Consider the following 17,125-nt stretch of genomic DNA (forward strand, 5'->3'; position numbering starts at 1 on the left):
CTGGTTAAATCAGACAGTTTGACGAAATGCCCGGAAAACCGGCCGGCGCGGGCTGGAGCGAACGATAGCGCTCGTCTGCGCACGCGACCGGCGGCGTTGCGGCAGCCTGGGTCACAAGCGCCGGTGGAACCTTTCAGGAGCGGCATACGTTGTTTTGACATGGCGAGCGTGTCGATCGGGTCGCCGATCTGATCGCCGTTCGGTCAACCGCTAAGGAGGTTTTTGATGAAACGGCTAAGCAAGATGGCACTGGTTCTGGCCGGTACAACGCTTCTGGCCACGCCCGCATTCGCACAAGATGGCAATGCCGGTGTGAAGATTGGCGTGCTGACCTGCGCGGTCGAGGGAGAAACGAATTTTGTCGTGGGCTCCAGGGCGACGCTTGACTGCACCTATGAGGAAGCAAACACCAACCAGGTGGAACGTTACACCGGCACGGTGAGCGATTTCGGTCTGGATATCGGAACGACAAACAACGCGACGCTCGTCTGGGCGGTCATGGCCCCGACGACGGATATCGAGCCCGGTGCGCTGGAAGGCACATACGGGGGCTTGACCGCAGGCGCGAGCCTCGGTGCCGGGGTCAAGGCCAACGCCCTGATCGGCGGTTTCAATGAATCCGTCGTGCTCAATCCGGTCAGCGTCGAGAGCCAGACGGGGGTCAACCTGACCCTTGGCGTTACCCAGTTGACGCTGACATCGCTCAGCTGATCGCGCCACTGACAGCACAAGACAAGAGGGCCGGCAGCGCCGGCCCTTCACTTGTCATCTGTCCGATCAGGTGTTGGGAGGTGTCGCCGTGGTGCGGCCGCTATGCGCTGGCCTCATGCCCCTCGGCGGACCGTCTTTCTTTGTAACTGGCTTCATCCAAAAGATACAGCAGTTCACGCATTCTTTCCGGGAGGTCGTCGACGAGCGCCTCGTCGTAAAGTTTCTTGAGCCGGGGAGCGACCCGGTGCGTGCTCCCGGCCGCACCGCCCGCCCGCCCGGGCGCCCCGAAACCGGTTGCCTGCCGGTATGATCTTTGTTCTCCTGACATAATTCATTTCCAGCCTGGTTGTGGTCTTCGAGCCCTAACGCACTTGCAGGATAAAGGTTTCCTATTGCGGAGTGCAATCCTCCGGTTACGCGGATGCGATCACCGGCGGCGCTGTCCGGGAGCGGATCGGCGCGCGGGCAAGGCAAACTATTTTAAGCTTGAAATTTTAATCTTGAAGTAAATCCGGATCTGTGTTTCGCTGGTGGGGTCGTGTCAGGACAGGGAGGGTCTTATGCGCATTGCTTGCCTGGGCGGAGGGCCTGCAGGTCTCTATTTCGCCATTTCCATGAAGCTGCGCGATCCGTCTCACGAGATCGACGTGATCGAGCGCAACCGGGCCGACGATACGTTCGGCTGGGGCGTGGTCCTGTCCGACGAGACCCTTCAGAACCTTGCCGCCAACGATCCGGTCAGCGCCAAGGCGATCGGGGAGAATTTCGCCTATTGGGACGACATTGCCCTGCATTTCCGCGGCCAGCGGCTCGTCTCGAGCGGCCATGGTTTTTGCGGCATCGGCCGCATGAAGTTGTTGTTGCTCCTTCAGGCGCGCGCAATAGAGCTCGGCGTCAATCTGAAATTCGAAACGGAAGCGGAAAGCGCGGAGGACTATCGGCGCGACTATGACCTGGTGGTTGCCAGTGACGGTCTGAACTCGAAAACCCGTGCGCTCTATGCCGATACGTTCAAGCCGGAAATCGACCGGCGCCTGTGCCAGTTCGTCTGGCTGGGAACGCACCAGAAATTTGCCGACGCCTTCACCTTCATCTTCGAGGAAACCGAGCACGGTTGGGTCTGGGCGCATGCCTACCAGTTCGATGCCGACACGGCGACGTTCATTGTCGAGTGCGCGCAGGACACGTTCGACGCCTTCGGCTTCGGCGAGATGAGCCAGGAGGAAAGCATCAGGACCTGCGAGGAGATCTTCAAGGATCACCTGGGCGGTCACGCGCTGATGAGCAATGCCAGGCACCTGCGCGGCTCGGCCTGGATCAGGTTCCCGCGCGTCCTGTGCGAGAAGTGGAGCCATGAGAATGTCGTCCTGTTGGGCGACGCGGCCGCGACTGCGCATTTCTCCATCGGATCGGGCACCAAGCTGGCGCTGGAATCGGCGATTTCCCTGGCGAATTTCCTGCATGACGAAGCGGACATGCGGTCTGCCTTCGCGCGCTACGAGGCGGATCGCAGGCTGGAAGTGCTGCGCCTGCAGTCGGCGGCGCGCAACTCGATGGAATGGTTCGAGCATGTGGGGCGCTATCTCCATCTCGACCCCGTGCAGCTCAACTATTCCATGCTCACCCGCTCGCAGCGCATCAGCCACGAGAACCTGCGCCTGCGCGATCCCAAATGGCTGGAATCGGCCGAGCGCTGGTTCATGGAACAGGCCGGCGTCGCCTCCAACGCGCCGGTGAGACCGCCGATGTTCGCGCCGTTCAAATTGCGGGACATGGAGTTGAAGAACCGCGTCGTGGTCTCGCCCATGGCGCAGTACAAGGCGGTGGACGGGGCGCCGACCGACTGGCACATGGTTCACTACGGCGAACGCGCCAAGGGCGGGGCGGGGCTCTTGTTTGTCGAGATGACCTGCGTAAGCGCCGAGGGACGGATCACGCCGGGCTGCCCGGGGCTTTATGCGCCCGAGCACGAGGCGGCCTGGAGACGACTGACGGATTTCGTCCATTTGGAAACGAGTGCCAAGATCTGCTGCCAGATCGGCCATTCGGGCCGCAAGGGCTCCACGCGGATCGGCTGGGAAGGCATGGACCAACCCTTGCCGGACGGCAACTGGGACGTGGTCTCGGCCTCTGCCATTCCCTGGTCCGACAGGAACGCGATGCCGCGGGAGATCACACCGGGCGAGATGGACGAGATCAAGGCCCAGTTCGTCGCCGCGGCGGAAATGGCCGGGCGCGCCGGCTTCGACATGATCGAACTGCACGCCGCCCACGGCTATCTGCTGTCTTCCTTCATTTCGCCGGTCTCCAACATCCGCCGGGACGACTATGGCGGATCGCTGGAAAACCGCATGCGCTGGCCGCTGGAGGTCTTCAAGGCGATGCGCGCCGTCTGGCCGCAGGAAAAGCCGATGTCCGTGCGCATCTCGGCCAATGACTGGGTGGGCGATGAAGGCATCACGCCGGACGACGCGGTGGAGATCGCGCGCATGTTCCGGGCAGCCGGCGTCGACCTCGTCGATGTCTCCGCCGGCCAGACGTCGGTCGATGCAAGGCCGGTCTACGGCCGCATGTTCCAGACGCCGTTCTCCGACCGCATCCGCAACGAAGGCGGATTGCCGACCATGGCCGTCGGCAACATCTACGAGGCCGATCACGCCAATTCGATTCTCATGGCCGGGCGGGCGGATCTTGTCGCCGTCGGCCGGCCGCACCTGGCCGATCCCTACTGGACGTTCCATGAGGCCGCCAGGATCGGCGACCGCGCGGCGACCGATTGGCCTCTGCCCTATCTGGCGGGCCGGGATCAATTGTGGCGGCTGGCCGACCGCGAAGCGGAGGTCCTGCGGGCATGAGTGTTTCCGGACGCCACATCGTCATCACCGGGGGAGGCAGCGGCGTCGGCGCCGCTTGCGCCCGGCTGCTTGCGTCCCATGGCGCGCGCGTCACGATCCTCGGTCGCACCGAGGAAAAGCTGGCGGCGCAGGCGCTGCCCTATCAGGTTTGCGATGTCACCAGTCCGGACGAGACCGCCGCGGCCTTCGAAGCGGCGCGCGCCGAAATAGGTCCGATCGAAGCCGTCATCGCCAATGCGGGCGCGGCGGAAAGCGTGCCTTTTGCCAAGATGACGCCCGAGACCTTGCAGTCGATGCTCGCGGTCAATCTCATCGGCGTCGTCAATGCCTGGCAGGCGGGCCTTCCGGACATGAAGGCGGCGGGCTGGGGGCGGATGATTGCGATTGCCTCCACCGCCGGGCTCAAGGGCTATCCCTATGTCAGCGCCTATTGCGCCGCCAAGCACGCGGTTGTCGGCCTGACCCGGTCGCTGGGGCGGGAACTTGCAAGGACCGGCATCACGGTCAATGCGATCTGCCCCGGATTTGTCGAAACGCCGCTGCTTGAACGCTCGATCGAAACCATCGTCGCCAAGACGGGTCTCAGCCGCGAAGCGGCCGCGGAGACGCTGAAGGCCGACAATCCTCAAGGCCGTTTCATCCTGCCCTCGGAAGTCGCCGAGACGGCGCTCTGGCTCTGCTCGCCGGGAGCCGCCGCCGTCAACGGTCATGCGCTGAGCCTTTCAGGAGGGGAAATTTGAAGTCCGCACCAGCCCATCAGCAGGAGCCCCTTTCCAAGGCGCGGTTGCGCGTCTGGCTGAAGCTTCTGAAGTCCGTCAACGGCATCGAGGCCGAAATCCGCCGCAATCTGCGCGACCGGCATGGAACGACGCTGCCGCGTTTCGACGTGATGTCGGCGCTGGCCCGGTTTCCCGACGGGCTCAGGATGAGCGAGCTTTCCACCTTCCTGAAAGTCTCGAACGGCAATGTCACCGGCATCGTCGACAAGCTGGCCCAGGAAGGACTGGCGGTTCGCGTCGCCGTTCCCGGCGACCGCCGGGCGCAGGTGGCGCGGCTGACGCCGAAGGGCGCCGCCGAATTCCAACGTCTGGCGCGGCACCACGAGGGCTGGATCGACACGCTGCTGGCCGGTCTCTCGGCACAGCATGTCGAAGAACTGTCTGGCACGCTGGACATGATCCTGAGCCGACAGAGCGAGAAGGAGCCGATCGATGCGCAGTGACGTGAGCCATTTCCGGTGCGAGATCGCGGACGGTATCGCCCGCATCGCCCTGAACCGGCCGGAGCGGAAGAACCCGCTGACCTTCGAAAGCTATGCGGAACTGCGCGACTGGTTCCGCGATCTGGTCTATGCCGACGACGTTCATGCCGTGGTGATCCTGCCCAATGGCGGCAATTTCAGTTCCGGCGGCGATGTTCACGACATTATCGGCCCGCTGACCCGGATGACCATGAAGGAACTGCTGGCCTTCACCCGCATGACCGGCGATCTGGTCAAGGCGATGCTCGGCTGCGGCAAGCCGGTCATTGCCGCCGTCGACGGTATCTGCGCCGGGGCGGGGGCGATCATGGCGATGGCGTCGGACCTGCGGATCGCGACACCGCAGGCGAAGGTCGCCTTTCTGTTCAACCGCGTCGGGCTGGCCGGCTGCGACATGGGCGCCTGCGCGATCCTGCCCCGGATCATCGGCCAGGGCCGGGCGGCCGAACTTCTCTATCTCGGCCGCTCGATGAAGGCCGAGGAAGGCCTCGCCTGGGGCTTCTTCAATTCCGTGGTCGAGGCGGCTGCCCTCGAAGGGGCGGCGATGGAGATGGCCGAAAGGATCGCGGCCGGGCCGACCTTCGCCAATTCGATGACCAAGACGATGCTTGCCCAGGAATGGTCGATGAGCCTGGACCAGGCCATCGAGGCGGAAGCCCAGGCGCAGGCGATCTGCATGCAGGGCAAGGACTTCCACCGCGCCTACGAGGCGTTCGTGAAAAAAGAAAAACCGGTGTTCGAGGGCGACTGATGCCAGACAAGTCCTTCCTTCACTGGCCGTTTTTCGAGGATCGGCACCGGAAGCTGGCGGATGATCTTGAGACGTGGGCCCGCTCCGCGCTTGGTCATGTCGACCACAGCGACACGGACGCGGCCTGCCTCGGCCTGGTGAAGGACCTGGGCGCGGCCGGTTTTCTGGACTATTCCGGGGCTGCGGACGGGGTGCTCGACGTGCGGAGCCTGTGCATCATCCGCGAGACCCTTGCACGCCATGACGGGCTGGCGGATTTCGCCTTTGCCATGCAGGGCCTCGGCACCGGCGCGATTTCGCTGTTCGGCACGGACGAGCAGAAGGCCGAATGGCTGCCGAAGACCCGGTCCGGCGCGGCGGTTTCGGCCTTTGCCCTCACCGAGCCCCAGTCGGGTTCCGATGTCGCCAATTCCACCATGACCGCGATGGAGGACGGCGACGCCTATGTCCTTGACGGCGAGAAGACCTGGATTTCCAACGGCGGCATTGCCGATCTCTACACGCTCTTTGCCAGAACCGGCGAGGCCCCGGGAGCAAAAGGCCTGTCCGCCTTCATCGTCACGCCCGACCTCAATGGGTTCGAAATCACCGAACGCCTGGAGACGATAGCGCCCCATCCCCTTGCCACCCTGCGTTTTACCGGCTGCCGTGTTCCGAAGAAAAATATGATCGGCACGCCGGGAGCAGGGTTCAGGATCGCCATGTCGGTCCTCGACATCTTCCGCTCGACCGTTGCCGCCGCCGCGCTCGGATTTGCCCGGCGCGCGCTGGACGAAGCTCTCAAGCGCGTCACGACCCGCGAAATCCAGGGCGCGCCGCTGGCCGACCTTCAACTGGTCCAGGGGCATATCGCCGACATGGCGCTGGACATCGATGCCGCCGCACTGCTGGTCTACCGGGCGGCCTGGACGAAGGACAGCGGCGCGCCGCGCGTGACCCGCGAAGCGGCCATGGCAAAGCTGTTTGCCACCGACCAGGCGCAGCAGGTCATCGACAAGGCCGTCCAGCTTCACGGCGGCGACGGCGTCCGCTCCGGCTCCGCCGTGGAGAAGCTCTATCGCGAGATCCGCGCCCTTCGCATCTACGAGGGAGCCTCGGATGTCCAGAAAATCATAATCGCACGCCAGACAATCGGCGCCTTCCAGGGAGACTGATCCAATGCTTGGTCCGTCCGCTCATGTCGATACCTTCACCCGCGACAACCTTCCGCCGGAAGACACGTGGCCCGTCTTCCTGCTCGACGGGTTCTCCTATCCCGAGCGGCTGAATGCCGCCGTGGAACTCACCGACAGGATGGTCGAGAAGGGCTTCGGCGATCATACGGCCCTGATCGGCAACGGCCGCCGGCGGACCTACAAGGAACTGTCCGACTGGACCAACCGCCTCGCCCATGCCCTCACCGACGATCTCGGCGTGAAGCCGGGCAACCGGGTGCTGATCCGTTCGGCGAACAATCCGGCGATGGTCGCCTGCTGGCTCGCCGCCACCAAGGCCGGGGCCGTCGTCGTCAACACGATGCCGATGCTGCGGGCGGGCGAGCTTTCCAAGGTTGTCGACAAGGCCGAAGTCGAGTTCGCGCTCTGCGACACGCGCCTGATGGACGAGATGGAGGCCTGCGCCAGGACCTCGTCGTTCCTGAAAAAGGTGGTCGGTTTTGACGGCACGTCCAACCACGAGGCCGAACTGGACCATCTGGCGCTGGAAAAACCCGTGCACTACGACGCGGTGCCGACGGGCCGCGACGACGTCGCGCTGCTCGGCTTCACTTCCGGTTCGACCGGTACGCCGAAGGCCACGATGCATTTCCACCGCGACCTGCTGATCATCGCGGACGGTTATGCCAAAGAAGTGCTCGGCGTGACGCCCGACGACGTCTTTGTCGGCTCGCCGCCGCTGGCCTTCACCTTCGGCCTCGGCGGGCTGGCGGTGTTCCCGCTGCGGTTCGGCGCGGCCGCGACGCTTCTGGAGAACGCTTCGCCGCCGAACATGATCGACATCATCCAGAAATACAAAGCCACCGTGTGCTTCACGGCGCCGACGGCCTACCGGGTGATGCTGCAGGCGATGGAGGAGGGGGCCGACCTGTCGTCGCTTCGCGCGGCGGTGTCCGCGGGCGAAACGCTGCCGGCGCCGATCTACGAAGCCTGGATGAAAAAGACCGGCAAACCGATGCTGGACGGCATCGGGTCGACCGAGATGCTGCACATCTTCATTTCCAACCGCTTCGAGGACCACAAGCCCGCCTGCACCGGCAAACCGGTGACCGGCTATGAGGTCAGGATCATCGGCCAGGACGGCAAGCCGGTCCCGGCCGGGGAGGTCGGGCGGCTGGCGGTGCGCGGGCCGACCGGCTGCCGCTATCTCGCCGACGACCGCCAGCGCCAGTATGTGGCCGACGGCTGGAACATCACCGGCGACAGTTTCTCCATGAGCGAGGACGGCCACCTGCACTTTGCCGCCCGCAACGACGACATGATCATCTCGGCCGGCTACAACATCGCCGGACCCGAGGTGGAGGCCGCCCTGCTGGCACACCCGGCGGTCCAGGAATGTGCCGTGATCGGCGTTCCGGACGAGGAGCGCGGGGCGATCGTCCAGGCTCATGTGGTGCTGAGCGAGGGCGCCGCGCCGTCCGACGACATGCGCAAGGCGCTCCAGAACCATGTGAAGGCGACGATCGCGCCATTCAAGTATCCGCGCTCGATCGTCTTCACCGAGACTTTGCCGAAAACGGCAACCGGCAAGATCCAGCGTTTCCGGCTGCGGCCGGATCACTGAACCGACGAGTGCCATCAACCCGCATGCCAGGGCAAGCATGCGGGGAACAAATGACAGCCCGAAGCTTCCGCCGCCCAAGTCCGGGCGGATGGAGTGGAAACCAAGTGGAACAGCAGGTTTTAATCAACAGGAGTGAATGATGAAACTGGTAACGATGGCGGCCGCGGCCGCCCTGGCCGTGAGCGTCGCTGGCGCGCAGGCCGAGCCGGTGAAGGTCGGCATGATCACGACCCTGTCGGGCGGCGGCGCCGGTCTCGGCATCGATGTGCGCGACGGCTTCATGCTGGCGGTGAAGCAATCGGGCAATGAAGAGATCGAGGTGATCGTCGAGGACGATCAGCAGAAGCCGGACGTTGCGGTGCAACTCTCCGACAAGATGGTGCAGGCGGAGAAAGTCGACGTGCTGACCGGCATCATCTGGTCGAACCTGGCCATGGCGGTCATTCCTTCGGTCACCGCGCAGGGCAAGTTTTATCTGTCGCCGAATGCCGGTCCGTCCCAGCTTGCCGGCAAGGGCTGCCATCCGAACTACTTCAACGTCGCCTGGCAGAACGACAACCTTCACGAGGCGGCCGGTGCCTATGCGAATTTCGCCGAGTTGAAGAATACCTTCATCCTGGCGCCGAACTATCCTGCCGGCCAGGACGCCCTGACCGGTTTCAAGCGCTTCTACAAGGGTGAGCTTGCCGGCGAGATCTACACCAAGCTCGGCCAGACGGATTATGCTGCCGAGATCGCCCAGATCCGGGCCTCGGGCGCCGATGGCGTGTTCTTCTTCCTGCCCGGCGGCATGGGGATTTCCTTCCTGAAGCAGTACAAGGATTCCGGTGTCGACCTTCCGGTGGTCGGCCCGGCCTTCTCCTTCGACCAGGGCATCCTGCAGGCCGTCGGCGATGCGGCGCTCGGTGTCAAGAACACCAGCCAGTGGAGCAAGGACATCGACAACGAGACCAACAAGGCCTTTGTCGAGAGCTTCCAGGCCGAATACGGCCGCCTGCCGTCGCTCTATGCGTCCCAGGGCTTCGACACCGCCAACCTGCTGCTCTCCGCCATGGCGAAGGCGGACGTGAATGACGCGGACGCCTTCCGGGCGGCTCTTGAAGAAGCCGATTTCAAGTCGACCCGCGGCAACTTCAGGTTCGGCCCCAACCACCATCCGATCCAGGACATCTATGTCCGCGAGGTGATCAAGGAGGGTGACGTCTACACCAACAAGATCATCGGCACAGCGCTGACCAGCCATGCCGATGCCTACTGGTCCGAGTGCAGCATGTAAGGTAAGCACCCTGTACCGGCGCCATGGCCGGATCAGCTTCGCGTCTTCACGCGCAAGCCGGTCGAGCCAGGCGCCGGTACTACGGGCGGGGGATTCATGTCACTGATATTGCTCATAGAGCAGGTTCTGAACGGCCTGCAATTCGGCATCATGCTGTTCCTGATGGCGGCCGGTCTGACCCTGATCTTCGGCGTGATGGGGCTGATCAACCTCGCCCACGGCTCGCTCTACATGATCGGCGCCTTCTGCGCGGCGGCGGTGGCGGCCTGGAGCGGATCGTTTCTGCTCGGGCTGGTGGCGGCGCTTGCCGGGGCGGCGATTGCCGGCGCGCTGGTGGAACTGATCGTCATCCGGCGGCTCTACGACAAGGATCACCTCGACCAGGTGCTGGCCACATTCGCGCTGATCCTGATCTTTTCCGAGGGCACGCGCTGGATATTCGGTTCGTTCCCACTTTATCTGAACGTTCCGGCATATCTGTCCGGACCTGTTACCCTGCCCGGCGGGATCGAATATCCGTTCTACCGTCTGGCGCTCATCATCGTCGGACTGGCGGTTGCGGCCGGCCTTTATCTCCTGATCTCGAAAACACGCCTTGGCGTCCAGATCCGCGCCGGTGAAAACGACCGGGAGATGATCGCCGCGCTCGGCATCGACATTGCCAGGCTCTACACCATCGTCTTTGCGCTCGGCGCGGCCCTGGCGGGGCTTGCCGGGGCGCTGGTCGGAGCCATTCAATCCGTCCAGGTCGGCATGGGCGAGCCCGTGCTGATCATGGCCTTCGTGGTCATCGTCATCGGGGGTATCGGCTCGATCAAGGGCGCGCTGATCGGCGCCGTCCTGGTTGGCCTGACCGACACGCTCGGCGGCATCTTCCTGCCTGAAATCATGAAGCTGTTTTTCGATCCCTCGACGGCAACCTCGATCGGCTCCTCGCTGGCCTCCATGGCGATCTACGTTCTCATGGCGGCGGTGCTGATCCTCAAGCCCTCCGGACTGTTCGGGGTGCGCGCATGATCAGAGAAGCCTATGTGAACGCGCTGACGCTCGCCCTCTTCGCCTTGATCCCGCTCTGGGCGGTGCTGGCGGACGAGCCTTTCACCATCACCCTGATGACCCGGGCGGCGATCTTCGCCATCGCGGCGATCGGGCTCAACATTGCCCTGGGGCTCGGCGGGCTGGTCAGTCTCGGGCATGCGGTGTTCTTCGGGGTCGGCGGCTATGCGATGGGCATTCTGGCCCATCACGCCCAGACCTACACGGCGCTCAGCGAATGGCCGTTCCTGATCGAGGGCACCAAGTCCATGCCGGTGATCTGGCTGGCGGCGGTGGTCCTGTCGGCGCTGGCCGCGCTGGTGATCGGGATCCTGTCGCTGCGCACGACAGGGGTCTATTTCATCATGATCACGCTGGCCTTCGGTCAGATGTTCTTCTTCTTCGCCATTTCCTGGGCGGAATACGGCGGCGAGGACGGCCTGTCGATCTATGTTCGCAACGGGTTCCCCGGGCTCAATACGCTGGACCCGATCCAGTTCTACGGGCTGTGCCTGGGCCTGCTCTGCCTGGTGCTGGTGTTTGCCTGGAAGCTCGCCGGCTCGCCGTTCGGCCTCGCCCTCAACGCCGCGCGCCAGGCGCCGGTGCGGGTCGAGACCGTCGGGCTGGATCCGACGCGCCTGCGTCTCGTCGCCTTCGTGCTTTCCGGCGCCATTGCCGGCCTTGCGGGCGCGCTGTTTGCGGATCTGAACCGGTTCGTCAGTCCCGTCATGTTCAGCTGGCAGACCAGCGGCGAGATCATGATCTTCGTCATTCTCGGCGGTGTCGGGCGTCTGTTCGGTCCGGTGATCGGCGCGCTCGTCTTCGTCGCGCTCGAACATTGGCTCGGCGGCTTGAGCGAGTACTGGCACATCTATCTCGGACTGCTCCTGCTTCTCATCGTGCTCTTCGGCCGGGGCGGCCTGATCGGCATGATCTGCGGACGGGAGGCGGTCCATGACTGAGCCGGTTCTTCAAACCCTCGGCATCAGCAAGAGTTTCGGTGCGCTCAGGGCCAGCCGGGACATTTCCCTCGACCTGAGGCCCGGTGAAATCCACGCGATCATCGGGCCGAACGGTGCAGGCAAGACGACGCTGATCGGCCAGATCTGCGGCACGTTGAGACCGGATGCCGGCTCCGTCCGCCTGCACGGGCGGGACGTCACCCACAAGGCCGCGCGCGAACGGGCGCGGGCCGGGCTGGGGCGGACGTTCCAGATCTCTTCCCTCGCCATGGAGGACACCGTGCTGGAAAACGCCGTTCTCGGCGCGCTCGGGGCCGGTGGCAGACCCTGGCGCTTCTGGTCGAACGCGCTCAGCGACAAGGGCCTGCGCGAGACGGCCGAAGAAGCGCTTGCCCGGGTCGGCCTGCAGGATCACGCCCGCCGCCGCACGGCCGAACTCAGCCACGGCCAGCGCCGCCAGCTGGAGGTTGCCGTGGCGCTGACGCTGCGGCCGAAGGCGCTGGTGATGGACGAACCGATGGCCGGCATGGGACCGGAAGGCTCCAAGCGGCTGACCGGCTTTTTGGACGCGCTCAGGGCGGAAGCGCCGATCCTGCTGGTCGAGCACGACATGGATGCGGTGTTTTCTCTGGCCGACCGGATCAGCGTGCTTGTCTATGGCGAGGTGATCGCCACCGGCACCGTCGATGAGATCCGCGCCGATGCGGCCGTGCGCGAAGCCTATCTGGGGGACGAAGCATGAGTCTTCTGACACTGTCCGGCGTCACGGCGTCCTATGGCCCGAGCCAGGCCCTCTTCGGGGTGGACCTCCAGATCGGGGAAGGCGAGGTGCTGGCCCTGCTCGGCCGCAACGGCATGGGCAAGAGCACGACGGTCAAATGCATCTGCCGGATGCTGCCCGCAGGCGGGACGCTGACATTTGACGGCAAAGATCTCGGCAGGCTGGCAAGTTACCGGGCAGCGCGGCTCGGGCTGGGCCTTGTACCGGAAGGGCGGCGCTGTTTCGGCAGCTTGAGCGTGCAGGAAAACCTGACCGCCGCCGCCCGGCGCGGCGCCTGGACGTTCGAGCGCGTCGTCGAGCTGTTCCCGCGCCTGGGCGAACGGCGCGGCCAGCGCGCGGCCTCGCTGTCGGGCGGCGAACAGCAGATGCTGGCCATCGGGCGGGCGCTGATGACCAATCCGAAACTGCTGATCCTGGACGAGGCGACCGAGGGCCTCGCCCCGATCATCCGCCAGGAAATCTGGTCGGTGATCCGGCTTCTCAAGGCGGAAACCGGCCTGTCGATCCTGGTGATCGACAAGTCGCTCAGGGAGCTGAGAGAGATTTGCGACCGGGCGACGATCCTGGAACGGGGCAGGACCGTATGGGCCGGTGCGATCGGGGAACTGAGCGACGACATCACCCATCAGTATATCGGGGTCTGAGCCATGTCCCGCTTCCGGCAGCCGTCATGTCCAAGCGCTGCGATCCGGCGGGGCTCGTCTTCGTGTGTGCGGGGCGGCCCGCGGTTTTCAACAGGGCAGGCGCTTGAAAGCGCAATTGCCGGGGGCAGGCCGCAGGTCCGGCCCGAAACGCTCCAGGTCTGTGCAGGGGAAGAACAGGAACCATGACGATCACAACCATTCATCCGGACGGCTGGGCTCCCGCGAAAGGCTACGCCAACGGGGTGCTGACCAAGGGGCAGACGCTGCATATCGGCGGCCAGATCGGCTGGAACAAGGACCAGGTGTTCGAGACGGCGGATTTTGTCGGCCAGATGGAACAGACGCTGGCCAATATCGCCGCCATCGTCGAGGAAGCCGGCGGCGCGGTGACCGATATCGTCCGCCTGACCTGGTTCATCACCGACAAGCGCGAATACCTGGCGCGCCAGAAGGAGGTCGGCGAGGCCTACCGGCGGGTGCTCGGCCGGCATTTCCCGGCCATGTCGGTCGTGGTGGTCGCGGGGCTGATCGAGGACGAAGCGCTGATCGAAATCGAGGCGACGGCGCAGATCGGTTAAGATCTGCCCTGCCCCGTTTTCGCGCGCCTTGCGGGGTCACGGCCGCCGGCCTGAAGGCCGCGACCGATCCTGAAGTTTGCGTGAAATTGAAACTCCACAACTTTTGATACAACCTGTTCAGGGCCGCTGAAACCGGCCCGCCGTGTGCCGGAACCGGTTTCCAACGGTGCGGGCCGTCCGCAAATGCTGTGCGCCCTGCGGAAACGAAAGGTCCCGAAACTGTCAGGTATCCCGGCGAACACCGGCATAAAATCCACCTCAAGCGACAACGGGCCCATCCTGCAACGCGACCGGACCCTCCGGCAGGCGGGGAGGTGGCATAACACGAGGATATCCGCAGGAATGACAAGGCTTTTTCGGGTTTTCCTGCCGCCTCTAACCTGATGGGATGGAGGTATATCAATGACAGAGCAATCATATTTGAGGCCCCTTCACAGATGTTTTCGAGAAAATGTCGGCAAAATGAAAACATTGTCAGGAAGCGCTCACAGACTGCGGATGAAACGCGGACAGTTGAGCGAAAACAGTCTGCTTGTTTGGAGGGCCGGCTGTCTTCCGGAGCATTAAAAAATTGAAACAATGAATTTGCTCAAAGGGGTGGCGGTCTTCGGGAGTTCGTGTTTTGCTAGGGCCATGTCGCAAATCAGCTTTTCAGATCGCAGGAGTCTGCGAAGCTGGCTGGGGACAACGAGACCGGCAAAACGGCGACGCAAGGATCCGAAGGGGAGACACCATGACAAAGTCCAAAGACACCGAGTTACTTAATCGCCTAGAAAAGGCGGCCCGTACGGGTGGCATCACGAAACGCGATTTTATCCGCTATTCCGTTTTGGCCGGTCTGACTGCAACCACGGCGACGGGCCTCTGGTCGACCAAAGCGAAAGCGGAACCGAAAAAAGGCGGCACGTTCCGCTGGGGGATCCACGACGGGAACACCTCCGACTCTCACGATCCGGGCACCTACCTGACCCGCGTGATGATTTTCCTTGGCCACACCCACCGCAGCTATCTCACCATGATCATGGGCGACGGTTCTCTCGGCCCTGATATTGCGGACAGCTGGGAACCGTCTCCCGATGCGAAGCAGTGGACGTTCAAGCTGACGGACAAGGCTTCCTTCCACAGCGGCAAGAAGGTGATAGCCGATGACGTGATCGCATCGCTGAACCACCACCGCGGCGAAGACACAACCTCGGCGGCAAAAGCCCTTCTGACAGACGTCGAAGACATCACCAAGGACGACGACTACACGGTGGTGGTCAAGCTGTCCCGCGGCAACGCGGATTTCCCGTGGCTGATGACCGACTACCACCTGGCGATCTGCCCGGCGAACGACGACGGGACGATCGACTGGCAATCCGGCGACGGCTCCGGCCCGTACAAGATCGACAGCGGCGAGTTCGGCGTTCAGTTCAACCTGAGCCGGCATGACGGCTGGCACCGGGAAGGCGCTTATTTCGACGAAGTCGTCATGATCACGCTGAACGACCCGAATGCACGTCAGACCGCGCTGGTGACAGGCGACGTGGATGCCGTGTCGCTCATCGAACTGAAGACGATGGCGCTCCTGCAGCGTAATCCGAATATCGTCATTCACAACATCCCGTCCGCGGCGGCCATCACGCTGCCGATGTTCTGCGACACGGCGCCGTTCGACAATGTCGACGTGCGCAACGCGCTGAAGCTGGCCATGAACCGGGACGACATCATCGAGAAGATCACTTTCGGTGCGGCGACCAAGGCCAACGATTTCCACCACTCGCCGGCCCAGCCCTATTGGCCGGAAGACATTCCGCAGCGCGAATATGACCCGGACCAGGCCAAGTCCCTGCTGAAGAAGGCGGGCGCGGAAGGTCTTTCCGTCAGCCTCAGCACCGCGGACAGCGTCTATGCCGGTGCCGTCGACATGGCGGTTCTTTATGCCGAGCATGCCAAGGCCGCCGGCATCAACATCAACGTCGTGCGCGAACCGAACGACGGCTACTACTCTGATGTCTGGCTGAAGAAGCCCTTCTGCCTGGTATCCTGGGGCGCACGTCCGACGCCGGACGTGATGTACACGCTGGCCTACAAGGAAGACGCGGCGTGGAACGAGTCCCATTGGCAGAACGAGCGCTTCAACGAACTTCTGCTGCAGGCGAAAGCCGAGCTCGACGAGGAGCGGCGGAAGGAAATGTACAGCGAGATGGCGGTCCTTGCGAAGGACGACGGCGGCACGATCATCCCGTTCTTCAACAACTTCGTCTACGCGAACAGCTCGAAGGTGGGGACGCCCGAGAACCTGGCAGCCAGCTGGGAGAACGACGGCGGCCGGGCTGCAAGCCGCTGGTGGTTCGAAACCTGATAGGGGACAAGACGGGATCGTGGTCAGGTGACCGCGGTCCCCAAGACAGGGACTGTCCCGGACCCGGGGCAGTCCCAACTCCGTTACCGGGCGCCGTCGAAGCATTTTCATAAACGCAGACAGGATGTCGCCCGGCTATGTGCCTGCCCCTCAGCGGGAGGCGTTCATGTTCTGGAGGGACATATGGGGGACATCCTGCAGCTGGTCCTGAAGCGGCTTGGCTTGGGTGTAATCACGCTGTTTGTGGTTTCAATCCTTATCTTTTTTGCGGTCGAACTGCTTCCCGGCGACATTGCCCAGGCGGTTCTCGGCCAGGGGGCGACGGAAGAGACCGTTGCCGCACTTCGGGAAAGGCTCGGCCTCAACCAGCCTGTTTTCGTTCGCTATTTCGCGTGGCTGGGCGGGGCGCTGACGGGTGATTTCGGAGTGTCTCTCGTCTCAGGCGAACGGGTCAGCACCGCGATCAGTGCCCGGTTCGTCAACACACTGTTCCTTGCGACCTACGCTGCGGTGATCGCGGTTCCGGTTTCGATCGTCCTCGGCATCATCGTCGCCCTGTTGCGCAACACGCTCTTCGACCGTGTCGCCAACGTGGTGACGCTGACGTCGATCTCGTCTCCGGAGTTCTTCCTCGGATATGTCCTCATCCTCTATCTGGCGGTGAAGACGAACTACTTTCCGGCGATTGCAAGCCTCGGCAGCGACCTGACCTTCGCCGAACTGCTGCACCGGACGTTCCTGCCGGCGATCACGCTGGTGCTGGTGGTGACCGCCCACATGATGCGCATGACACGGGCGGCGATCATCAACCTTCTGGCCTCGCCCTATATCGAGATGGCGCGGCTCAAGGGCGTGCCGCCCTGGCGCGTCATCGTCAAACATGCCCTGCCCAATGCGTGGGCGCCGATCATCAACGTCGTCGCACTGAACCTGGCCTATCTCATCACCGGCGTGGTTCTGGTCGAGGTGGTTTTCGTCTATCCGGGCATCGGCCAGCTTCTGGTCGACGCGGTGGCCAAGCGCGATTTCCCGATCGTCCAGGCCTGTTGCCTCATCTTCGCGGCAACCTTCATCCTGCTGAACCTGGCAGCCGATGTCGGAGCGATCTTGACCAATCCGCGTTTGCGGCATCCGAAGTGAGGGCAGCGA

15 protein-coding genes are annotated in these 17,125 nt (G+C 63.6%); all 15 read left to right on the forward strand.

Going from position 1 to position 17,125, the window contains the following annotated elements; all coding sequences use genetic code 11:
- The first annotated feature begins 225 nt into the window (after window positions 1-225).
- Complete coding sequence (locus tag ON753_RS25115) at window positions 226-711, forward strand: DUF992 domain-containing protein (RefSeq protein WP_265966661.1); 486 nt, start codon at window positions 226-228, stop codon at window positions 709-711.
- Between the two features lie 560 nt (window positions 712-1,271).
- Window positions 1,272-3,566, forward strand: a complete 2,295-nt coding sequence (locus tag ON753_RS25120) for a bifunctional salicylyl-CoA 5-hydroxylase/oxidoreductase (protein ID WP_265966663.1) — start codon at window positions 1,272-1,274, stop codon at window positions 3,564-3,566.
- Window positions 3,563-4,306 (forward strand): SDR family NAD(P)-dependent oxidoreductase, encoded by a 744-nt coding sequence (locus ON753_RS25125; protein ID WP_265966665.1) that lies wholly within the window; start codon window positions 3,563-3,565, stop codon window positions 4,304-4,306. The genes ON753_RS25120 and ON753_RS25125 overlap by 4 nt, the downstream gene beginning before the upstream one ends.
- Window positions 4,303-4,788, forward strand: coding sequence for a MarR family winged helix-turn-helix transcriptional regulator (locus ON753_RS25130; protein ID WP_265966667.1), 486 nt, complete (start codon window positions 4,303-4,305; stop codon window positions 4,786-4,788). The genes ON753_RS25125 and ON753_RS25130 overlap by 4 nt, the downstream gene beginning before the upstream one ends.
- On the forward strand, window positions 4,778-5,578 hold the full coding sequence (locus tag ON753_RS25135; RefSeq protein WP_265966669.1) for an enoyl-CoA hydratase family protein: 801 nt from the start codon (window positions 4,778-4,780) through the stop codon (window positions 5,576-5,578). Before ON753_RS25130 ends, ON753_RS25135 begins: the two co-directional genes overlap by 11 nt.
- Window positions 5,578-6,732, forward strand: coding sequence for an acyl-CoA dehydrogenase family protein (locus ON753_RS25140; protein WP_265966671.1), 1,155 nt, complete (start codon window positions 5,578-5,580; stop codon window positions 6,730-6,732). The genes ON753_RS25135 and ON753_RS25140 overlap by 1 nt, the downstream gene beginning before the upstream one ends.
- Before the next feature lie 4 nt (window positions 6,733-6,736).
- Window positions 6,737-8,356 (forward strand): AMP-binding protein, encoded by a 1,620-nt coding sequence (locus ON753_RS25145; protein ID WP_265966673.1) that lies wholly within the window; start codon window positions 6,737-6,739, stop codon window positions 8,354-8,356.
- A gap of 139 nt (window positions 8,357-8,495) precedes the next feature.
- Window positions 8,496-9,632: an ABC transporter substrate-binding protein gene (locus ON753_RS25150; RefSeq protein WP_265966675.1), complete on the forward strand. Its 1,137-nt coding sequence runs from the start codon at window positions 8,496-8,498 to the stop codon at window positions 9,630-9,632.
- Window positions 9,633-9,728: 96 nt separating this feature from the next.
- Entirely contained in the window at window positions 9,729-10,649 is a 921-nt protein-coding gene (locus ON753_RS25155) for a branched-chain amino acid ABC transporter permease (protein ID WP_265966676.1), read from the forward strand.
- The gene (locus tag ON753_RS25160) at window positions 10,646-11,629 is read left to right on the forward strand and encodes a branched-chain amino acid ABC transporter permease (RefSeq protein WP_265966678.1); all 984 of its coding nucleotides are present in this window, start codon (window positions 10,646-10,648) and stop codon (window positions 11,627-11,629) included. Before ON753_RS25155 ends, ON753_RS25160 begins: the two co-directional genes overlap by 4 nt.
- On the forward strand, window positions 11,622-12,371 hold the full coding sequence (locus tag ON753_RS25165; RefSeq protein ID WP_265966680.1) for an ABC transporter ATP-binding protein: 750 nt from the start codon (window positions 11,622-11,624) through the stop codon (window positions 12,369-12,371). The genes ON753_RS25160 and ON753_RS25165 overlap by 8 nt, the downstream gene beginning before the upstream one ends.
- On the forward strand, window positions 12,368-13,054 hold the full coding sequence (locus tag ON753_RS25170; protein WP_265966682.1) for an ABC transporter ATP-binding protein: 687 nt from the start codon (window positions 12,368-12,370) through the stop codon (window positions 13,052-13,054). Before ON753_RS25165 ends, ON753_RS25170 begins: the two co-directional genes overlap by 4 nt.
- A gap of 182 nt (window positions 13,055-13,236) precedes the next feature.
- Window positions 13,237-13,632: a RidA family protein gene (locus ON753_RS25175; RefSeq protein WP_265966683.1), complete on the forward strand. Its 396-nt coding sequence runs from the start codon at window positions 13,237-13,239 to the stop codon at window positions 13,630-13,632.
- Window positions 13,633-14,365: 733 nt separating this feature from the next.
- Window positions 14,366-15,976, forward strand: a complete 1,611-nt coding sequence (locus ON753_RS25180) for an ABC transporter substrate-binding protein (protein WP_265966684.1) — start codon at window positions 14,366-14,368, stop codon at window positions 15,974-15,976.
- A gap of 183 nt (window positions 15,977-16,159) precedes the next feature.
- Window positions 16,160-17,116 (forward strand): ABC transporter permease, encoded by a 957-nt coding sequence (locus ON753_RS25185; RefSeq protein WP_265966686.1) that lies wholly within the window; start codon window positions 16,160-16,162, stop codon window positions 17,114-17,116.
- Window positions 17,117-17,125: the final 9 nt, after the last annotated feature.

This window comes from Roseibium salinum (genome assembly GCF_026240905.1).
Taxonomy (GTDB): Bacteria; Pseudomonadota; Alphaproteobacteria; order Rhizobiales; family Stappiaceae; genus Roseibium; species Roseibium salinum.

What these genes read in the sequence shown, in the direction of transcription:
- ON753_RS25170 (WP_265966682.1), top strand. Translation starts at nt 12,368, where the DNA reads ATGAGTCTTCTGACACTGTCCGGCGTCACGGCGTCCTATGGCCCGAGC.
- ON753_RS25135 (WP_265966669.1), top strand. Translation starts at nt 4,778, where the DNA reads ATGCGCAGTGACGTGAGCCATTTCCGGTGCGAGATCGCGGACGGTATC.
- ON753_RS25175 (WP_265966683.1), top strand. Translation starts at nt 13,237, where the DNA reads ATGACGATCACAACCATTCATCCGGACGGCTGGGCTCCCGCGAAAGGC.
- ON753_RS25185 (WP_265966686.1), top strand. Translation starts at nt 16,160, where the DNA reads ATGGGGGACATCCTGCAGCTGGTCCTGAAGCGGCTTGGCTTGGGTGTA.
- ON753_RS25140 (WP_265966671.1), top strand. Translation starts at nt 5,578, where the DNA reads ATGCCAGACAAGTCCTTCCTTCACTGGCCGTTTTTCGAGGATCGGCAC.
- ON753_RS25145 (WP_265966673.1), top strand. Translation starts at nt 6,737, where the DNA reads ATGCTTGGTCCGTCCGCTCATGTCGATACCTTCACCCGCGACAACCTT.
- ON753_RS25165 (WP_265966680.1), top strand. Translation starts at nt 11,622, where the DNA reads ATGACTGAGCCGGTTCTTCAAACCCTCGGCATCAGCAAGAGTTTCGGT.
- ON753_RS25115 (WP_265966661.1), top strand. Translation starts at nt 226, where the DNA reads ATGAAACGGCTAAGCAAGATGGCACTGGTTCTGGCCGGTACAACGCTT.
- ON753_RS25180 (WP_265966684.1), top strand. Translation starts at nt 14,366, where the DNA reads ATGACAAAGTCCAAAGACACCGAGTTACTTAATCGCCTAGAAAAGGCG.
- ON753_RS25155 (WP_265966676.1), top strand. Translation starts at nt 9,729, where the DNA reads ATGTCACTGATATTGCTCATAGAGCAGGTTCTGAACGGCCTGCAATTC.
- ON753_RS25150 (WP_265966675.1), top strand. Translation starts at nt 8,496, where the DNA reads ATGAAACTGGTAACGATGGCGGCCGCGGCCGCCCTGGCCGTGAGCGTC.
- ON753_RS25160 (WP_265966678.1), top strand. Translation starts at nt 10,646, where the DNA reads ATGATCAGAGAAGCCTATGTGAACGCGCTGACGCTCGCCCTCTTCGCC.
- ON753_RS25120 (WP_265966663.1), top strand. Translation starts at nt 1,272, where the DNA reads ATGCGCATTGCTTGCCTGGGCGGAGGGCCTGCAGGTCTCTATTTCGCC.
- ON753_RS25125 (WP_265966665.1), top strand. Translation starts at nt 3,563, where the DNA reads ATGAGTGTTTCCGGACGCCACATCGTCATCACCGGGGGAGGCAGCGGC.